We start from the raw sequence: 15,158 nt of genomic DNA, 5'->3' as shown, positions 1-15,158 counted from the left end.
GTTCCCCTTACCCCCAATCAGGGTGGCTTTTGCCGGCTGGGAAGAAGCCTTTCCTGCTTGCGGGAACTAATTTCACGTGTCACCCGTTGGACATTATGTAACCGGCGATAAATTCAGGAGGCCAACGATGACCAATTCATCTGCCCAGAATTCCCATGACGCTTCAGAAAATAATGAAAAGGAAGTTGACCGGGGCTCCCGCCGCGGTAAGACCAATGACAACCCTTCCGCTGACCTAGTTCGCGTTTACCTCAACGGAATTGGTAAGACGGCACTACTTTCTGCCGAAGATGAAGTTGAGCTTGCCCAAGCCATTGAAATTGGCTTGTATGCAGAATATAAGCTCAACACCGCAGAAAAGCTCACTCGTGCTGAAAAGCGCGACATGAAGATTTTAGTCAAGGAAGGCAAGAAGGCTCGTTCCCACCTGCTGGAAGCCAACTTGCGTCTGGTTGTTTCCCTAGCAAAACGCTACACCGGCCGCGGCATGCCTTTGCTGGACCTTATCCAAGAGGGCAATCTGGGCCTTATTCGCGCGATGGAAAAGTTTGACTACGCCAAGGGCTTTAAGTTCTCGACTTATGCCACCTGGTGGATTCGTCAAGCAATCACCCGCGGCATGGCAGACCAGTCGCGCACCATTCGCCTACCAGTCCACTTGGTAGAGCAGGTTAATAAGCTCTCGCGCATCAAGCGTGAGATGTACCAATCGCTTGGCCGTGAGGCAACAAACGAGGAATTGGCGGAAGAATCCGGCATCGAAGAAAACAAGATTGAGATGCTTCTCCGTCAGTCCCGTGACCCCGTCTCTTTGGACATGCCAGTCGGTGCGGATGAAGAAGCACCTTTGGGAGACTTCATTGAAGACGCCGAAGCAACCGATGCCGAAACTGCTGTGGTTGCTTCCATGCGCCACTCCGATATCCGGGACGTCATCGGAACCTTAGAGCAGCGCGAGCAGGACGTCATCCGCTTGCGCTATGGCCTAGATGATGGAGTCCCACGCACCTTAGACCAGATCGGACGCAAGTTTGGCCTCTCCCGTGAGCGGGTACGCCAGATTGAGCGTGAGGTTATGGCTAAGCTCCGCGATGGCAACCGCGCCAACCGTCTTCGCGAGTACGCACTGTAGTTAGAAGTAGCTCAAAGTCACTGAGTAAGATTTATCCACCGGCGCCACCTTGAGTGTTGCGGCGGTGGATTTTTTACTGCTTCAACGCAAACTCTTCCTTAAAGCCCAGCGCACTGCGCTAATGGAACAGAGTTGCCAATTTGTGCTAAATTAAAACATAATCTTTTATATCCGCCGAAACATATCATAACTTCCAATAACAGCACTTAGTCGCGAACTTTTATCCCGTGGGCGCTTAGCGCACCGTAAAGGTCTTGGCGGGAGAAATGCGCTAGTGTGTAAGTAATTAACTGTTTTTTGTTGCTGAAAGGGTCGCCACGTGAGGGACTTAGTCGATACCACTGAGATGTATCTGCGCACTATCTATGAACTAGAAGAAGAAGGCATTGTTCCTTTGCGCGCACGCATTGCGGAGCGTCTTGAGCAATCTGGTCCAACCGTTTCCCAAACGGTTGCGCGCATGGAGCGCGACGGACTTTTGCACGTGCGCCCAGACCGCAGTCTTGACTTGACTCCAGAAGGACGCGAGCACGCGACTTCTGTGATGCGCAAGCACCGTCTCGCGGAGCGTTTATTGACCGACGTCTTGGGGCTCGATATTCACCAGGTACACGATGAGGCCTGTCGCTGGGAGCACGTCATGAGTGAGGATGTCGAACGCCGCGTGGTTGCAGTCATTGATGACCCATCCTTGTCTCCTTTCGGAAACCCGATTCCGGGCTTGGAGAAGCTCGGCGCAGTTTCCGCACCGTTTAATGACGATAAGCGCGCGATTGATCTTCCACATGGTGAAGATGTTGAAGCAACCATTACGCAGATCAATGAGATCATCCAGTACGACGGTGATGCTTTCGAGAATCTCTTTGCTGCTGGCATGAATGTCGGCGCTGATGTCACTGTTCGCCAAGAAGGTGGCGTAGTCACTCTCACCAACGCTGAGGGTGGACAGGTACAATTGGCAGACGATTACGCCCACGCTATTCGCGTGGCTCTGCGTTAGTCTGCGCCTATCCCAAAAGGGTTCGAACCTTTCAGTTAGGTTCGAACCCTTTTAACGTTTTTAAGGCGCTGCATTTTAGGCAACGCCTACCTACGTTTTCTCGTGGGCGGACTACGCAGCGTGATCACGTTCATGAATTTCCAAACACTTGGCAGGTCTGAGATGAAACTACTAGTTACTGGCGGCGCTGGCTATGTTGGCAGCGTGTGTGCTGCAACTTTGCTCGAAGCAGGTCATGACGTGACCATTATTGATAATTTTTCAACAGGCAACCGCGAGGCAGTGCCAGCAAAAGCCACTTTGGTCGGGGGCGATGTTGCCGATCTGGCAGCAGAGGTGCTGGCACAAGGCGGCTTCGATGGCGTCGTGCACTTTGCGGCTCGCTCGCTTGTTGGCGAATCCGTAGAAATGCCGGCAGAATACTGGCAGCACAATGTCGTCACCACTTTGACGCTGCTCGAGGCGATGCGCGCGAATTCCGTCGATAACTTAGTCTTCTCCTCTACCGCGGCAACATATGGCGAGCCCGAGCAGGTTCCCATCACCGAAGATATGCCGACGCAGCCGACTAATCCTTATGGCGCATCCAAGCTGGCTATTGACTACATGATCACTTCCTACGCTAAGGCTTATGGTTTCAAAGCAACGTCATTGCGCTACTTCAATGTCGCTGGCGCTTATGGCTCTATTGGCGAGAACCGCGAAATTGAAACCCACCTCATCCCCATCGTCTTACAGGTAGCCCTGGGTCACCGTGACAAGATTTTCATTTTTGGCGATGACTGGGACACCATCGACGGCACCGCTGTGCGCGACTATATCCATGTCCGTGACCTTGCAGATGCCCACCTGCTCGCTTTAGAAGCTAATGCCCTCGGAGAGCATCGGATATTCAACCTCGGCTCAGGTGACGGTTACTCCGTCAAGCAAGTTATTGAAACCTGCCGCGAGGTTACCGGCCACCCCATTCCAGCTGAAGTTGCACCCCGGCGCGCAGGCGACCCAGCTACCTTGATTGCGTCTTCCGAGCGCATCAAGTCCGAGCTCGGCTGGAACCCACAGCGTACCGACCTTCACACGATTGTTACGGATGCTTGGGAATTCACCCGTCAATTAGGTGAACGCGCGCACTCCGCTTCGCGCATCGCAAAGTAGCTTTTAACTAGGCGGCATCGTCAAAGTTGTCGGTGCCGGCCTCATCTTCGCTCTTTGCCGAATCACTCGTTCGTTGCGCTAGTTTCCGGTAGTAATGACTGCGTGCATTAGCACTTCCTTGGTTGATATTGTCCACGCAGTTTGTAGCTAGCCCGTTGAGATAGCACTGCAGCATTAAAGATGTCAGTGAGTGGTTGTGGTCCGCACTTTGTGAAGCCCCCAGTGCCATGCCGGCATACATAGACATGCCGCGTTTGATTTGGGCCGCGGCATACATGCACAGTGCGTTATTGCGGATAACTCCGCTAAAAGACTGCGAGGTAGCAAGCATGATCGCTGCAGTTTCTTCCGGATGGTCCAAATAGGTGGCTGCAGTGAGGTCACGGACATAGGTGTTACCCATCGTCATGGCAGCTGAGCCCAAAAGCCCGAGATCGTGCAGGCAGCTATCAGCAGCATCAAAGCCATAAGTGGATGCTTGGAATATCAGCTCCTCGCATTCTTTGAGCAAGTCCTCTAGTCCGTATCCATATCGGGGATTTACAAGGCTGTCTTTATCGTGCATTATTGCTGCCGCGTGTAGTGCTTGTCCTTGTATCAGCTCCAAAGTGTCGGCATCAATGATGTGGTTGCGTCGGTGCAGTGGAGCATGCGCTTCGTCTCGGTCATATCCGGGCAAGCGCCCCTCGCGGATGAAAGGTTCCATGGTTACAGCGCTGACTACTTGGTCAATGTGTCCGTTTTTCCAATCTCTAGGCATTTCTTCAATCTCTCGTAGTTCTTCTGAAATTTCACTGAGGTCACGTTCAATGGCAGCAAACGGTTCACCGTCGGCAATTTCGGCTGTGTGCCATAGCGCGGTGATGGGCATGTCTAGAAGTTCTGCATGGTTAAAGATTTCCTGTGCAATGCGCTGGATGTCAGATCCAGTCGACGAGGTGATGGCGAAAGGCATGATGAACACGCAGCGGTGATGATCGATTGCTGTTAAGGCTTTGGTCAAGGTTGCGCTCAAATCGGCGATGTCGAAGCGCAGTGTAGGGCCAAGGGTTAGATCGCCGTCGCTTTCTTCAAAAGCCATTAACACGATAGAGTCAGAGGGATAGAATCCGAGGATTCCAGGGATATTTGCTAGTAGTTGTCCAGGGGTTCGAAGTGTTGAAGAGTTTGTCATGATTTAAGATTCGCTGACTTTCTCTGAGCGCACTAGGGCAAAGCAGCACGAGACCAGAAACCTGTGGATAACTTAGCCGTTTTGCTGATGTGTCATCATAGTTATCCACAATTTGGCCCAACGCTTCGACGAATCCGCGTCAACCTGACACATCAAAGTTGGCCTTTAGCCTAGAATAGTTGGACAACCACCACGGTTAGCACGGAGCAATACCCGGAATACTTTATCCATTAAGTGTGTTGAACGTGGTAGTAAGAGGAGGTTTATCATGCAAGATAACGAACGTCGCATGTATGAGTTGGAATATCCCGCACCGTCGGTTGATGAGGGGCCAACGCTGGTAGTGGCAATGCACGGCTATGCCGATGCCGGCCTTTCGGTTGAATCCAGCGCTGATCACCTCAAGGCTGCTTTAGAATCACGCCCGTTAGCAACATTTAATAGCGATGAGCTCATTGATTATCGCTCCCGTCGCCCTGCGGTCACGATTGATATTGACCAGCCCGTGGAAATTGAATCTTTGGATCTAGATATTCGCGTGCTCAAGGACACTGAAGGCAAGCCTTTTCTGCTGCTTTCTGGACCCGAGCCGGATCTACGGTGGGAGTCTTTTACCAAGGCCGTTGCAGAGTTAGTAACGCGCTTTGATGTTAAAAACACCATCTGTCTGTACGCTGCGCCGATGCCCGTGCCACACACACGTCCTTTGGTAGTTACTGCGCATGGAAACTCTGCTGAGTTGGTTTCTCGCATGGTGCGTATGGAATCCAAGATGATTGTTCCAGGTTCTGCTTCCTTATTCATCGAAAAGGAACTTGCGCAACTTGGCCGTAATGTCGCTGGATATACCGCACACGTTCCGCACTACTTGTCCTCGTCCCCATATCCACATGCCACTCACCAGCTATTGGACGCGGTATCTGAGGCAGCAGGGCTGAACCTGCCATTGAAGTCCTTAGAGCATGACATTGAACGGGTTAATATCCAGCTTGAAGAGCAGGTCAATGATTCTGAGGAAATTGTTCAGGTCGTTCACTCCTTAGAGGATCAATATGACGCTTATATGGAGCGTTACCGCAATGAACATCCACAGGCGATCATGCCGGGCGAGCAGCATGTGCCAAGTGGTGAAGAGCTTGGAGCAGAGTTCCAACGTTTCCTCGCGGATATAGACACCGCGGATGATTTCTTAGAAAATGATTCTGAAGACGGCAAGGACTCCGACCCTGAGGATGACTTCTAACAAGGGACGTAGCTAAGCTGGGATGGGTGAACCTCTCCCAGATGCTGCCTGACTTGCAAGAAGTACCTGAATCCCTCGTTGATGACGCGGTTTGGGACACATTTGTCTCGTGGACCGATCAGCGAGGGATTTCTCTCTACCCCGCCCAGGAAGAAGCATCGCTTGCACTGTTAGCCGGCGATAACGTCATCCTCGCAACTCCGACTGGCTCCGGTAAATCCATGGTGGCCAATGCCGCGCACTTTATTGCGATGGCACGCGGCCAGCGGTCCTTTTATACTGCGCCGATTAAAGCTTTGGTGAGCGAAAAATTCTTTGCCCTGTGTGAAATCTTTGGCCCAGAGAATGTCGGCATGATGACCGGTGATGCCACGGTCAACGGGAATGCGCCCATTATCGCCGCCACTGCCGAAATCGTTGCCAATATCGCGCTGCGTGATGGTGCAGAAGCAAAAATCGACCAAGTAGTAATGGATGAATTTCACTACTACTCCGAGCCGGACCGCGGCTGGGCATGGCAAGTTCCCTTGCTGGAGCTGCCCAAGGCGCAATTTTTGCTAATGTCCGCAACCTTGGGCAATACCGAGTGGCTAGAAAAAGATCTCACCCAACGAACTGGGCGCAAAACCACTTTCGTAGGTGGCACCACTCGCCCAGTTCCATTGGATTTCTCCTATACCTTCTTGGCAGTTCATGAAACTGTGCAAGAGCTTTTGGATGCTGGAAAGGCCCCTATCTATATTGTGCATTTCTCTCAGCGCGAGGCTTCTGAGCGTGCACAGGCGCTTACTTCCCTATCTGGGCTGATAACTCCGGAAGAAAAGCAGCGCATCGCAGAAGAGATTGGCACTTTCCGTTTCACCACCGCTTTTGGCAAGGATTTATCCAAGTTGGTGCGTCGCGGCATTGGTGTTCACCATGCTGGCATGCTGCCTAAATATCGCCGTTTGGTCGAGCGTCTGGCACAAAAAGGCCTGCTCAAAGTAATCTGCGGTACGGATACTCTCGGCGTGGGTATTAACGTTCCCATCCGCACAGTGCTTATGACTGGCCTGGCAAAATACGATGGTCGTCGCGAACGGATCTTGAAGTCCCGCGAGTTCCACCAGATTGCGGGTCGTGCGGGTCGTGCAGGCTATGACACGGAAGGCACCGTGGTTGTAGAAGCACCCGAGCATGAGATTGAAAATGCGAAAGCTCGCCAGCGTCTCTCTTCTGACCCTGCCAAGTTGAAAAAGCTGAAGAAGAAGGCCCCGCGTGATGGCACAGTGACGTGGTCAGAGAAAACTTTTGATCGCATCATTCATGCAGAGCCTGAGCAATTGACCTCGCAGTTTCGAGTCTCTAACTCCATGCTGCTCAATGTCTTAGCCCGTCATGGTGATGGCTATGAGCACATGAAACATTTGCTGCGCACTAACCATGACACCCGCGTGCAGCAAAACAAGCATATTTTGACTGCACTGGATCTCTTCCGTGGCTTGCTGAACGCAGGGCTTGTGCAGCGTTCTACCAAGGGCTTGGATATCTACGGACGCCCCTACCACCTAGTGCGTGAGCTTCCGCGTGACTTTGCGTTAAATCAGCCGCTGTCGCCGTTTGCGCTCGCTGCACTGTCGTTGTTGGATAAGGAGTCACCGACTTTTTATCTCGACGTCATCTCTGTCTTCGAATCGATTCTGGATAATCCGCGCCAGGTCTTACAAGCTCAACAGTCGCAGCGACGTGGCGAAGAAATCGCTGCGCTCAAAGCTGACGGCGTTGACTACACCGAACGCATGGCGATCGTAGAAGATATCACCTGGCCAAAGCCGCTAGAAGAATTGCTAGAGCAAGCCTATGACACCTTTGCAGAGTCGAATCCGTGGGTAAAGGAATTTGAGCTAGCGCCTAAGTCTGTCGTTCGTGACATGCTCGAAAGCGCAATGACTTTCTCCGATCTGGTGGCTAGCTATGGGCTGGCCCGTTCGGAAGGCGTAATCTTGCGCTATCTCACCGATGCGTGGCGGACCTTGCGTCAATCAATTCCGGATGAGTACATGACTGAGGAGCTATCCGATGTCATCACTTGGCTGGGAGAGCTTATCCGCCAAGTGGACTCCTCGCTGGTCGATGAGTGGGCAGAGATGACCGGGGAAGACTCCCCGATTTCTCAAGAAACGCTCGACCGCGAGCTAGCTTTCGGCGTCGAGGACCCGACGCTATTAACGTCCAACCGCCGCGCTTTTACGATCATGGTTCGCAACTATCTCTTCCGCATCGTGCAGCTTTTTGCCTTCGAAAAAGAAGACCGTCTGGAAGAGATGCTGGATTATCTTGAGGACATCCCTGATTTCGGAGCTGCCTTGGATGATTACTTCGATGAGTATGACGACATGGAAACCGGCCCGGAAGCACGCGGAAAGGAATTCTTCAGACTGGGAGATACCTCAGGCAGGGCTTGGGAGGTACGCCAGATTATCAAAGATCCAGCAGGCGATCATGGATATCAGTTGGTAGCGACCGTTGATTTGGATGCTTCTGATGAAGCCGGTGAAGTTCGTCTATCCAGCCTAAGAATCGAGTACTAGTTATCTATTACCTCGTGAACGTGCAAGATTTGCGCAAGCGAGCTAATAACAGAAGCAATCTTGACGGCTTCCCATAATTGTTCAATTTTTAGGCCTTCGTCCTGACCGGTTTGACTGTGAGCTTGAATGCACTGTTCACAGTCATTTATCGCGGAAGCTGCGATTGCCCAGACTTCGTAGTCTGCCTGGCTGATACCTGGCTTTAAATCCACGGTGTTGCGCAGCCCAAATCTCACGTCTTCAAAATCGGTGCCCAACCAGTGCTTGGCTCTAAACCCGCAATTGTTCAACGTCATTGTGGCGATACATGCCAGAGCAGCTTCTTTGGCCGTATCGCTTAGAAACTTCTGGGATTGGGCATCGATAGTCTTGAGCAAATAGGCGTTTTTGGATAGCGCCGCGGATACAAGCAAGCATCCCCACTTTTGCCGCGGCGTAAGCACCGAAGAATTGAGCAACACTTTTAAGTTGCGCTGTTGGCTTTTGGCATAGTGGGGAATTCTTTGTTTCAAATCCCGCAGTTCTGGATTTTCCATTATATTCGCCGCCTTTATCAATTCTTAAAAATTTTTTACCCAATACTAATCACGTGTATGAAATTTATCTCCACTTAACCTGCATATAGTTGAAACCATTATCAATAGCACCTGCATTTATAGTTTGCATATGCTGCTCGTGTAGAGTTATAGGCATGTTCGATAAAGAGTACCGTCCTACCCTGGCGCAGCTGCGGACCTTCGTTACCATTGCGGAGAATAAGCACTTTGGTACGGCCGCTCAGAAGCTGAGGATTTCTCAGCCTTCCCTCTCCCAAGCTTTGGTCGCGCTTGAGCAAGGACTCGAAATTCAGCTCATTGAGCGCTCAACTCGCAAGGTTATCGTCACTTCTGCTGGGGAGCGCCTTTTGCCTTATGCGAAAGCTACGTTGGAAGCAGCTGATATCTTCCTCACGCATGCGCGCGGTACTCATGGAGAACTCGCGGGCCCGTTGACCATCGGCATGATCCCGACGGTTACTCCCTATGTCTTGCCACAAATCTTGACTGATATCAAGACGCAGTTTCCTGATCTTGAGCCTCGCATTGTCGAGGAACAAACCACTCACCTAACGCAGAAGCTTCGTGACGGGCAGCTGGATATGGCTATCATTGCCTTGCCGGCAGAAGGCTCTGGGTTGGTCTCTGTGCCTTTGTACCGTGAGCGTTTTTCAATTGTGCTTCCGGAAGGTCATCCTCTATCCGGTCATACTGATGTGACTTTGTCCCAGATTAAAGATTTAGAGCTATTGCTTCTCGATGATGGCCATTGCTTGCGAGACCAAATCATGGACTTGTGCCGCCGCGCGGATCTCAACCCATCTGATGCCACCAACTCCATTACCCGTGCGTCATCATTGACCACGATTATCCAGTTGGTTCTGGGCGGACTTGGCTCTACTCTCTTGCCAGAATCTGCGATTGCGACGGAGTACACCAACGATAAACTCAGCCTCGCAACATTTAGGGATGATGTTGTTGCCGAGCGTGAAATCGGCTTGGTCTTTCGCGCATCTGCAGCGCGGAGCGAAGAATTCCGCCACTTTGGGGAGCTTGTTGTCCAGGCCTTCGAGGCAGCCGTTGCGCGCTCCCGCAAAGTCTTGGCAGAAAAAATCGGTTAAGCCAGATATCTTAATCACGCCGAGCAAATAAAAAGCACTGTGGAATTCGAATCCACAGTGCGTTTGTTTATGCGCCTATTTCTACTTGACCATTATTACCGGCGCACGATGCTGTCGTCGGGAACTGGTCCGCCCGCAATTTGGCGGTAGGCGTGTGCTTGCGCAAGGAGATATACCGGCAGCGCAATGATGGTGCCGATGCCGAAGGTGGCCATAATGATGAAGAACATAATAATGCCCATGACTACGTTAAAGCCAAGCAAGCGCAGGTAGTTCGAAGCGCCTGCTTTAAACCCTTGGACAATTGCTTGACCGAACCCGGCGCGCCCATCAGCGGCATACCAGACCATCAGCTGATACAGCGGGGTGAGCAACAAAGTGCCAAAGAGTAACAGGGCAGATAGGCCAAGCAAGCTACCCACATTCTCATTCACTGCGTTGATAACTGCTTGTTCATCTGTGCCCGCAGCTTCTACTTGGGCGATAAAGTCATTGAATGCTTGGTCGATGAAGAGGAACGTGATTACCAGGCTAATTAGCCACAAAATTACGGTAATGGCGATTGCTGGCCAGTAATGGACGTCTTTGCCAATGGAGGACCATCCGGTCGCACGGGTATCAACTTCATGGGTTGCTAGGCGGTAGAGGAAAGGCATCAGCAGCAAAGTGAGCAATCCGACGATATTGCTCGCAATATCCGTCCCGATTTGCATGCTGCCATTAGTTGATACAGGTGCGTTGAAGGCACCGGCGATGAAACCTAGGACTACAGACAAGGCAAGGAAAGCTAGCGCTCCCAACAACCACAGCTTGCCGTTAGAGAATGTACGCTTGAATCCGAAGCCAATGGCGCTGAAAATCTGTAGTTGGCCATTGGTTTGCACGAGGTTGTTGGAATAGCCAGCAGCATTTTCAGGCTGGCCTGAATAGCCTGGGCCACCGAATTGGGCGCCGCTATAGCCATTTGTGCCGTAGGCGGAGTCATAGCCGGAGGAATAGTTGGGCTCTGATTTTCCGTACCCAGGTTGGTCCTCAGGGTGGTTGGTTGCACCGTAGCGCGGCAGATCCCCAAATCCGTCATCGCCGTTACCATCAGGCTCATTGCCGTGGTCGTTGTTCCCACCGTTATATGGAGTGCTCAATTTCTACTCCTACTCCCTCGATTGTCTCTTTTGCGTTGCCTGTGCGGCGCTTTCCTCCCACGCTACCGCCTCAGCATATTTCTAATTGTTTCATACACGGAACTTTCTGGAACGCTCCCCTGTGCTTTTAGCAAGTGGGGAAAGAATCTAATTGCGGGTATCATTTCCCACTAGCCATGAGTAACTCACGAAGCGGTAATTCCCCTAAATCTTCCAGCGCTCCAACCCGTAACCAGTTGTATGAGCGTTTAGCGCAAGTCCCTTTGACGGATGAGCGCTCTTTTCGCCGTCGCTTAAGCAAAGCACGTGCTCCACAGGCACTTGCAGCCATTGGCGCGGATATCGATAAAGCGGTCGGACGCGTTGAGCTTATCGATGCCCACGTGCCAGCCATTGAATATCCCGAAGCTTTGCCGGTTAGTGCCCGTAAAGATGACATTGCAGAAGCGATTGCTAAAAATCAAGTGGTCATCATCGCTGGTGAAACCGGTTCAGGCAAAACCACGCAGATCCCGAAGATTTGTTTAGAACTCGGTCGCGGACGTCGCGGCTTAATCGGGCACACGCAGCCCCGTCGACTAGCTGCGCGCACCGTCGCTGAGCGTATCGCTGATGAACTAGGCCAAAATGTGGGCGAATCGGTCGGTTATGCGATTCGTTTTGATGACCGAGTAACAGATACCACTGCTGTAAAGCTGATGACCGACGGTATCTTGTTGGCGGAGATGCAAAGGGATCGTTTCCTGAAAGCCTATGACACGATCATCATCGATGAAGCGCATGAACGCTCTTTAAATATCGACTTTCTTCTGGGCTACCTCAAGAGGCTTTTGCCGCGTCGGCCAGATCTGAAAGTCATCATTACCTCTGCAACCATTGACCCGGAGCGCTTTGCTGAGCACTTTGCCGATCAAGAAGGCAAACCAGCTCCAATCATTGAGGTATCGGGGCGTACGTACCCTGTCGAGATTCGCTATCGCCCCTTGCAGTTTGAGCACGAGGGCAAGTTAGTCGATCAAGATCCACTCGATGGATTGTGTGAGGCGATCGCTGAGCTTATGAAAGAAGGCAGTGGAGATATCCTCTGTTTCTTCCCAGGAGAGCGTGATATCCGCGACGCCATGGAGGCTATTGAGGCACGCCACTGGCGCGCGGTGGAAGTCACTCCCCTGTATGGGCGCTTGTCTAACCAAGAACAGCACCGCGTCTTTAGCCCGCATTCTTCCCGCCGCATTGTCTTAGCAACCAATATCGCTGAAACTTCTCTGACGGTCCCCGGCATTCACTATGTCGTGGATACTGGCACCGCGCGTATCTCTCGCTACTCCACGCGCACGAAGGTTCAACGCCTGCCCATTGAACCGATTTCACAAGCTTCAGCCAATCAGCGCTCGGGCCGCTGTGGCCGTGTCGCCGACGGCATCGCCATTCGTCTTTACTCCGAAGAAGACTTCTCATCGCGTCCTGAATTTACGGACCCGGAGATCTTGCGCACCAACCTAGCGAGTGTCATCTTGCAAATGGTCTCGCTGCGTTTGGGCGCGATCGAGAAATTCCCCTTTGTCCAACCCCCTGAGCCCAAAGCTATTCGCGATGGCCTGATGGTTTTGCACGAGCTATCGGCCCTAGAAGACGAGGAGCAGGATGGGCTGCCAAAGCTGACCACCGTGGGCAAAGACCTGGCACGCATCCCGGTTGATCCGCGCATGGCACGCATGCTGGTCGAAGCTCACAAGCTGGGAGTGCTTAACGATGTCATGGTGATCGTCGCTGCCATGACCATCCAGGATGTGCGCGAGCGTCCCCTTGAATTCCAGGCACAAGCGGATCAGGCGCACGCGCGCTTTAAAGATAAAACCTCTGATTTCCTGTCCATACTTAAGCTGTGGGATTACATCCAGGATTCTCGCGATGAAATGTCGGGCAATGCCTTCCGTAAGCGCATGAAAAAAGAATTTTTGCACTACATGCGCATCCGAGAATGGTTCGACTTGGTGCGCCAGCTGCAAGGGGTTACCAAGCAGATGGGCTGGACTGCTACAGAGACCAATCGCCGCGATGACCAAATCCACCAGTCCTTGCTTTCGGGTCTGTTGTCTAATATCGGTGCCCGCGATGGCAATTCCAAGGAATTCTATGGCGCACGTAATACAAAGTTCTTAATCTTCCCTGGTTCGGCTCTTGCAAAGAAGCCACCAGAGTTCATTATGGCTGCAGAGCTCGTGGAGACTTCACGTCTCTGGGCACGCGATGTAGCCAAGATTGACCCGGCATGGGTGGAGTCTTTGGCTGGGAATCTCCTGCGTCACAACTATTCCGAACCAACGTGGTCCACTAAACGTGCAGCCGCCATGGCAACGCAGCGCTCTACGCTCTACGGCGTCACGGTCGTAGCTGACCGCCTTGTGCCGTATCACCGCATCGATCCGGTGGCTGCTCGCGATATGTTTATTCGAGAAGCACTGATTGGTGGCAACTGGAATACCCACCACCACTTCTTCCACGACAACGTCAAGAAGCTTGATGATGCAAGCCAGTATGAGGAAAAAGCACGCCGACGCGGCATTGTTGTCGACGAAGATACGCTCTTTGAGTTCTACGACAAGCGCCTGCCGGCCAAGATTACAACTGGGCGCTACTTCGACTCATGGTGGAAGAAGGAACGCCACAAAAATCCCTCGCTCTTAGACTTTGACCCCGAAGAACTACTCAACGACGATTCAGCAGTTACCGAGGATGCCTTTCCTGATCATTGGAAGCAAGGCTCCATTGACTTGGAGTTGACCTATCGCTTCGAACCAGGCGACGTCATGGACGGCGTCACCTTAATGGTGCCCGTGCCACTATTAGCGGGCTTAGACAAAGAGGGCTTCGATTGGCTCGTGCCGGGCTTGCGAGAAGAACTTGTCACAGAGTTGATGCGCACATTGCCGAAGGCTTTGCGCCGCTCCGTGGTACCCGTGCCAGAATTTGCGCGCCGGGCTTTGGATAAGTTGATCCCTTATCAAGGACGCTTAGTGCAGCAATTAGCTGATGTCTTGCGCGATTTAGGCGGTTCAGGAATCTCTGCTTCCGACTTCCGGCCTGAGGCTTTGCCCGCACACTTGAAGTTCAACTTCGCTGCAGTGGACAAAAAGGGCAAGGTTATTGACTCGGATAGGGACTTAGCTCAGCTGGTCAAGCGCCAAGCAGGATCCATTAGTTCTTCAGTATCGCAGCTCGGCCGTGCCCAAGAGTCTGCTGCTGTTAACGAATGGACAGAAGAGACTCTAGGCAGCGTGGACGAAGAAGTCGCCACCGTGGTCGATGGCCACGAGGTTGTCGCATACCCGGCACTAGTGACCACACCAGATGGAATTGCCGTTAAAGTCCACGCGACGAAAGCCGCAGCTGACTCCGCGATGATAACAACCACGCTGACTTTGCTCATGCGTGAAATCTCCGTGAACACATCGCAGATGATCAAGGGTTTGCCTCTACAGCAGCGTGTGGCCATCGATAACTATGGCGCTGAGGAGTTGGTCAATGATGCGCGCGTTGCCGCAATTCGCGATGTCATGATGGACGCCGGCGGACCTGTTCGCTCTCCTGATAAGTTCAAGGCTTTAAAAGAAAAGGTTAAGCCACAGGTGCCTGGGCGTGTACGGCAATCCATCGTTGCTTTAGCGCCTGCGATGGTGCAATACTCACGCGTAGCCGATGAGCTGAAGAAGTGGACTGGGCCTGCAATTGATGACATGGTCAAACAAATAGAATTTCTGCTACCGAAGCATGCAGTGACTATTCACGGCATTGAGCACTTGCGGCATCTCCCCCGCTATTTGCAAGCAATGCTCATCCGCTTGGAAGAAATGGGCCATGACCCAGACAAGGATGCTGACCGTCAGGCAGAGATCGACAGTGCCAATGCCTACTTGGACAATAAGCTGCGTAATCTGCCAGCTGGTCGAGCCCGCTCACGCGAGGTCAAAGCTATTCGCTGGATGATACAAGAGCTGCGTGTCTCCCTTTTTGCGCAGCGCCTTGGCACTGCGCATGCCGTATCCCTGCGGCGGATTCAAAAGGCTGTAGACAAACTCTAAGAA

General features: G+C 52.3%; 10 protein-coding genes. 7 read left to right on the top strand and 3 right to left on the bottom strand.

What is annotated here, in order from left to right:
* The first annotated feature begins 127 nt into the window (after positions 1-127).
* The 3 genes from CSTAT_RS05805 to galE all read left to right on the top strand — a co-directional run bounded on the left by CSTAT_RS05805 (position 128) and on the right by galE (position 3,287).
* Positions 128-1,132, top strand: coding sequence for a sigma-70 family RNA polymerase sigma factor (locus CSTAT_RS05805; RefSeq protein ID WP_066793643.1), 1,005 nt, complete (start codon positions 128-130; stop codon positions 1,130-1,132).
* A gap of 319 nt (positions 1,133-1,451) precedes the next feature.
* Positions 1,452-2,132, top strand: a complete 681-nt coding sequence (locus CSTAT_RS05800; RefSeq protein WP_066793640.1) for a metal-dependent transcriptional regulator — start codon at positions 1,452-1,454, stop codon at positions 2,130-2,132.
* 162 nt (positions 2,133-2,294) lie between these two features.
* A complete protein-coding gene (galE, locus tag CSTAT_RS05795; RefSeq protein WP_075722782.1) occupies positions 2,295-3,287 on the top strand; it encodes a UDP-glucose 4-epimerase GalE in 993 nt (330 codons plus the stop codon).
* A gap of 7 nt (positions 3,288-3,294) precedes the next feature.
* Here galE and CSTAT_RS05790 read toward each other — a convergent pair whose 3' ends face one another.
* Complete coding sequence (locus tag CSTAT_RS05790; RefSeq protein WP_075722781.1) at positions 3,295-4,461, bottom strand: DUF4192 domain-containing protein; 1,167 nt, start codon at positions 4,459-4,461, stop codon at positions 3,295-3,297.
* 268 nt (positions 4,462-4,729) lie between these two features.
* Between CSTAT_RS05790 and CSTAT_RS05785 the strand changes: the two genes are divergently transcribed.
* Together CSTAT_RS05785 and CSTAT_RS05780 are read left to right on the top strand one after the other, a co-directional pair.
* The gene (locus tag CSTAT_RS05785; protein WP_075722780.1) at positions 4,730-5,704 is read left to right on the top strand and encodes a proteasome assembly chaperone family protein; all 975 of its coding nucleotides are present in this window, start codon (positions 4,730-4,732) and stop codon (positions 5,702-5,704) included.
* Between the two features lie 26 nt (positions 5,705-5,730).
* Complete coding sequence (locus CSTAT_RS05780; RefSeq protein ID WP_075722779.1) at positions 5,731-8,274, top strand: DEAD/DEAH box helicase; 2,544 nt, start codon at positions 5,731-5,733, stop codon at positions 8,272-8,274.
* Here the strand turns inward: CSTAT_RS05780 and CSTAT_RS05775 are convergent.
* On the bottom strand, positions 8,271-8,810 hold the full coding sequence (locus tag CSTAT_RS05775; protein ID WP_075722778.1) for a carboxymuconolactone decarboxylase family protein: 540 nt from the start codon (positions 8,808-8,810) through the stop codon (positions 8,271-8,273). The two genes, CSTAT_RS05780 and CSTAT_RS05775, sit on opposite strands and share 4 nt — an antisense overlap.
* 155 nt (positions 8,811-8,965) lie before the next feature.
* On the opposite strand from CSTAT_RS05775, the gene CSTAT_RS05770 reads away from it, so the two are divergent.
* The gene (locus CSTAT_RS05770; protein ID WP_066841058.1) at positions 8,966-9,931 is read left to right on the top strand and encodes a hydrogen peroxide-inducible genes activator; all 966 of its coding nucleotides are present in this window, start codon (positions 8,966-8,968) and stop codon (positions 9,929-9,931) included.
* A gap of 95 nt (positions 9,932-10,026) precedes the next feature.
* On the opposite strand, the gene CSTAT_RS05765 is transcribed toward CSTAT_RS05770, so the two are convergent.
* Positions 10,027-11,073 (bottom strand): hypothetical protein, encoded by a 1,047-nt coding sequence (locus CSTAT_RS05765; protein WP_075722777.1) that lies wholly within the window; start codon positions 11,071-11,073, stop codon positions 10,027-10,029.
* A gap of 176 nt (positions 11,074-11,249) precedes the next feature.
* Between CSTAT_RS05765 and hrpA the strand changes: the two genes are divergently transcribed.
* Positions 11,250-15,155 carry an ATP-dependent RNA helicase HrpA gene (gene hrpA / locus CSTAT_RS05760; RefSeq protein ID WP_075722776.1) on the top strand — a complete coding sequence of 1,302 codons (3,906 nt, stop codon included), beginning with the start codon at positions 11,250-11,252 and terminating at the stop codon, positions 15,153-15,155.
* The last annotated feature ends 3 nt before the right edge of the window (positions 15,156-15,158 follow it).

It is taken from the genome of Corynebacterium stationis (assembly GCF_001941345.1).
Lineage (GTDB): Bacteria > Actinomycetota > Actinomycetes > Mycobacteriales > Mycobacteriaceae > Corynebacterium > Corynebacterium stationis.
The sequence above is the reverse complement of the archived record's forward strand: the minus strand, read 5'-3'. Positions and strand labels throughout refer to the sequence as shown.

What these genes read in the sequence shown, in the direction of transcription:
- galE (WP_075722782.1), top strand. Translation starts at nt 2,295, where the DNA reads ATGAAACTACTAGTTACTGGCGGCGCTGGCTATGTTGGCAGCGTGTGT.
- CSTAT_RS05770 (WP_066841058.1), top strand. Translation starts at nt 8,966, where the DNA reads ATGTTCGATAAAGAGTACCGTCCTACCCTGGCGCAGCTGCGGACCTTC.
- CSTAT_RS05805 (WP_066793643.1), top strand. Translation starts at nt 128, where the DNA reads ATGACCAATTCATCTGCCCAGAATTCCCATGACGCTTCAGAAAATAAT.
- hrpA (WP_075722776.1), top strand. Translation starts at nt 11,250, where the DNA reads ATGAGTAACTCACGAAGCGGTAATTCCCCTAAATCTTCCAGCGCTCCA.
- CSTAT_RS05785 (WP_075722780.1), top strand. Translation starts at nt 4,730, where the DNA reads ATGCAAGATAACGAACGTCGCATGTATGAGTTGGAATATCCCGCACCG.
- CSTAT_RS05775 (WP_075722778.1), bottom strand. Translation starts at nt 8,810, where the DNA reads ATGGAAAATCCAGAACTGCGGGATTTGAAACAAAGAATTCCCCACTAT.
- CSTAT_RS05790 (WP_075722781.1), bottom strand. Translation starts at nt 4,461, where the DNA reads ATGACAAACTCTTCAACACTTCGAACCCCTGGACAACTACTAGCAAAT.